4 protein-coding genes are annotated in these 3,340 nt (G+C 71.8%); 3 read left to right on the top strand and 1 reads right to left on the bottom strand.

The features are described 5' to 3' along the window. Positions 1–131: 131 nt before the first annotated feature. On the bottom strand, positions 132–1,226 hold the full coding sequence (locus RWP81_RS15490; RefSeq protein ID WP_314457609.1) for a type III polyketide synthase: 1,095 nt from the start codon (positions 1,224–1,226) through the stop codon (positions 132–134). Between the two features lie 267 nt (positions 1,227–1,493). On the opposite strand from RWP81_RS15490, the gene RWP81_RS15485 reads away from it, so the two are divergent. From RWP81_RS15485 to RWP81_RS15475, 3 genes are all read left to right on the top strand, one after another. Then, positions 1,494–1,907: a nuclear transport factor 2 family protein gene (locus RWP81_RS15485; protein ID WP_314457607.1), complete on the top strand. Its 414-nt coding sequence runs from the start codon at positions 1,494–1,496 to the stop codon at positions 1,905–1,907. A 98-nt stretch (positions 1,908–2,005) separates the two neighbouring features. Then, complete coding sequence (locus RWP81_RS15480; RefSeq protein ID WP_314457605.1) at positions 2,006–2,590, top strand: MFS transporter; 585 nt, start codon at positions 2,006–2,008, stop codon at positions 2,588–2,590. Beyond that, positions 2,587–3,198 (top strand): hypothetical protein, encoded by a 612-nt coding sequence (locus RWP81_RS15475; RefSeq protein ID WP_314457603.1) that lies wholly within the window; start codon positions 2,587–2,589, stop codon positions 3,196–3,198. The genes RWP81_RS15480 and RWP81_RS15475 overlap by 4 nt, the downstream gene beginning before the upstream one ends. Positions 3,199–3,340: the final 142 nt, after the last annotated feature.

Genomic DNA, 3,340 nt, shown 5'->3' with positions numbered 1-3,340 from the left:
CCCGCGCCGGTTGACCCCGCCGCACCGGCGGCAGGGCGCGGCGCGAGCCCGTCCGCCGCAGTCGGGGTCGGCCATGAGCCCCACGCGCTCGGCGCCGCGCCGCGAGAGCCCCCGCGGACGGGCGACGGGGTTCACACCGACGGGCGGCGCACGGTGATCTTCGCCGCCTCCACCGTCAGGCCCGGACCGAAGGCCAGTGCCGCGACCCGGTCACCCTCGATGCGGGCGGCGTCGGCGAGCAGGTCGCGCAGGATGAACAGCAGCGTGGCACTCGACATGTTGCCGTGCCGGCGCAGCACCTCGCGCGAGGCGGCGAGCGCGGTGGCATCCAGCCCCAGGGCGTTCTCCACCCGATCGAGGATGCTCCGCCCACCCGGATGCACGGCCCACGCGTCGACGTCGGCGAGGTCGCCCACCACGTCGGCGGCGATGGCCGAGATCTCCCGCCCGATGATGCGCGGAACCTCGGGGGTCAGGGTCATCTGGAACCCCGAGTCGCCCACGGTCCAAGACATGTCCTTCTCGCCCTCGTCGGTCACGTGGGTGGCGAAGTCGTCGAGGTCGAGGCCATCGTGGGAGGAGTCTCCGGATGCCACGACCGCGGCGCCCGCGCCGTCGGCGAACACGGATGCGGCGACGATCTGGTCGGGGTGCGACGAGGTCTGCCAGTGCAGCGAGCACAGCTCCGCACAGGCGACGAGCACGACCGCCGCCGGGTCGGCGCCGACGATGCGCGCCGCCAGGCGCAGCGCGGGGATGGCCGCCGCGCAGCCGATGAAACCGAGGTGATAGCGCTCGACCGTCGGTGACAGACCGAGATCGCGCACGAGGTGGTAGTCGGGGCCCGGGGCGAACATGCCGGTGCACGAGACCGTCACGACGTGTGTCACGGCGTCCGCGTCGTACCCCGATCCGGCGATCGCGACGCGCGACGCCTCCGCGAACAGGCCCGGTGCGGTGCGGCGGTACTCGTCGTTGCGGGCACCGGTGGAGGGCATGAGCAGGGTGTCACCCTCGCGCACGCCGAGGCCGTCACCGTCGTGTCCGGCCAGTTGCGGCAGCACCACGTGACGGGTGTCGATCGCGGCGGCGTCGAAGGCCGCCCCCACCAGTCGCCGGCTCATGCGGTCGAAGCCGGGCTGTGCGGCGAACAGGTCGCGCAGGCTGGACTGCTCGACGCGCGTATCGGGGAGGGCCGTGCCGATCGAGAGGATGCGCGCGGTCATGTCTCACCTTAGGCACGACGCGGGGCACCCGGTGCGGGGATGGCGCGCCGTGTGCACGGCGTCTATGGTGCCGCGGAGTCGGGGAGCGGTGGCGGCGACGCATCCGCACCGTGGGGCCGGGGAGGGCCGGTTCGTGGGGGCTGCCGCTACGAACGGTGGAGCCCGGGCGCGTCCGAGTCCGGACATGTCCGCAAGCGGGCGCCGCCGATCTCGTTTCACCGCGAACTTCTCGCGGACATCTCGCCGCGCCGGTGCCATAGTTCACTCATGAGCGACTCCACCCCCGAGAACAGCCTGAGCGACATGACGCCGGACGTCCTGGCGGCGTTCAGCGATGCCTGGACCCGTCGCGACCTCGAGGCGCTGATGAGTCACGTCACCGACGACTGCGTCTACAGCGCGTCGGTCGGACCCGAGCCCGGGCGCACGTGGACGGGCAGGGAACAGGTGCGCGAGGGGTTCGCGCTCATGTTGGCCTTCGACACCGGGCAGGAACGGCACGAAGAGGAGCACCCGATCATCGCGGGGCGTCGAGGGGCGGCCACCTGGTCGTTCACCGGACCCGGCCCCGACGGAACGATCCTGACCACGCGCGGCTGCGACATCTACGAGTTCCGCGGCGGCAAGATCGCGCGCAAAGATGCGTTCCGTAAGGTCTACAAGGCCGACACGCAGGACTGACCAGCCGGCGACTGCTGGGCGAACGCGGGTGCGTCGGTCGTGCGTGACCGCGCCGGTGCGAGGCGACGACCCGCGGCACACCACGTGAGAGAGGCCCCGTGACAGACGTTCCCACCCGGTCGTGGCTCCTCGTCGCCCCGGCGCTCATCGTCCTCGGCTGGGGTGGCAATCATTTCCTGCCCCTCATGCAGTACTACCGGCTGGTCCAGGGGTTCTCCCAGGTGCAGGTCGACATCCTGCTCGGTGCTTACGTCGTCGGAATCATTCCCGGGTTCGCCCTGTCGGGTGCGTGGTCCGACCGGTACGGTCGGCGACCGGTGCTGCTGGCGGGTCTGGCGCTCGGTGTCGTCGGAAGCATCGCGCTCGCCTGCTCCAGCACGAGCTTCGCGGGACTCTGCATCGGACGCTTCGTCTGCGGCCTCAGCGTCGCGGCCGGCATGGTCGTCGGCACGTCGTGGATCAAGGAGCTGTCGATCGCGGAGGGTCGCTCCACCGCGGGCGCCCGGCGCGCGGCGGGCATGCTCACCATCGGCTTCGGGGGCGGCGCCGGCATCGGCGGGGCCCTGGCCCAGTGGGCACCCTTACCCGCGGTGCTGCCGTACCTCGTGCAGATCGCCGCGTGCGTGGTCGCGATTCTCATCGTGCTGCGAGCGTCAGAGACCCGTCCGTTCGATCCGGCGTGACGCGGCTGTTCGGCAACCTCCGGGTGCCCCGACCGGCACGATCGACGTTCTTCCGGGTCGTCCTCCCGCTCGCTCCCTGGGTGTTCGCGGCGCCGGCGCTGTCGTTCGCGGTCGGTCCGAGCCTGGTGAGTGAACGTCTCCCCGGGTTCACCGTCGGCTTCGCCACCGTCGTGACGGTCATCACGCTCGGCGTCGGCTGGGTGACGCAGATCTTCTCCGGTCACCTCGCGACGCTCCTGCGCGGACGAATGGGCCTCGTCGGAGGCTCCCTCATCGCCACGGGCGCGCTCCTGCTGCTCATCGCCGCGTCCTCGCAGCAGGTGTGGATCGTGCTCGCCGCCGCGCCCGTCTTCGGCGCCGGCTACGGGCTCGCGATGGTCTTCGGCCTGTCCACCACCCAGACGCTGGCGAAACCTCAGGATCTTGCGGGCATCACGGCGGCGTACTACTCGCTGACGTATCTGGGATTCCTTCTTCCGGCGGCGCTCGCCGCCCTCAGCGCGTACGCGCCGATGTGGGTGCTGCTCGGGGCCACGGCGGCCGCCTGCGCGCTCTGCACCGCGGTGGCGGGCCGCGGCATCCGACGTATCAACGCACCGGCCTCCTGACGCCGCCGCCGGACGTACCGGTCTCAGGCGGCCAGGGCAGTGGGCTGGAGCAGGCCCGTGATCGCCCCGCGGTAGTCGTCGATCATGCGGCGCCGATCGAGACGCCCACGCGCGGCGAGCGCTGCCGCGCGCAGCATCGTCC

The organism is uncultured Microbacterium sp. (genome assembly GCF_963521695.1).
Lineage (GTDB): Bacteria > Actinomycetota > Actinomycetes > Actinomycetales > Microbacteriaceae > Microbacterium.
Note: the sequence above shows the minus strand (reverse complement) of the source record. Positions and strands in the feature narration are given on the sequence as shown.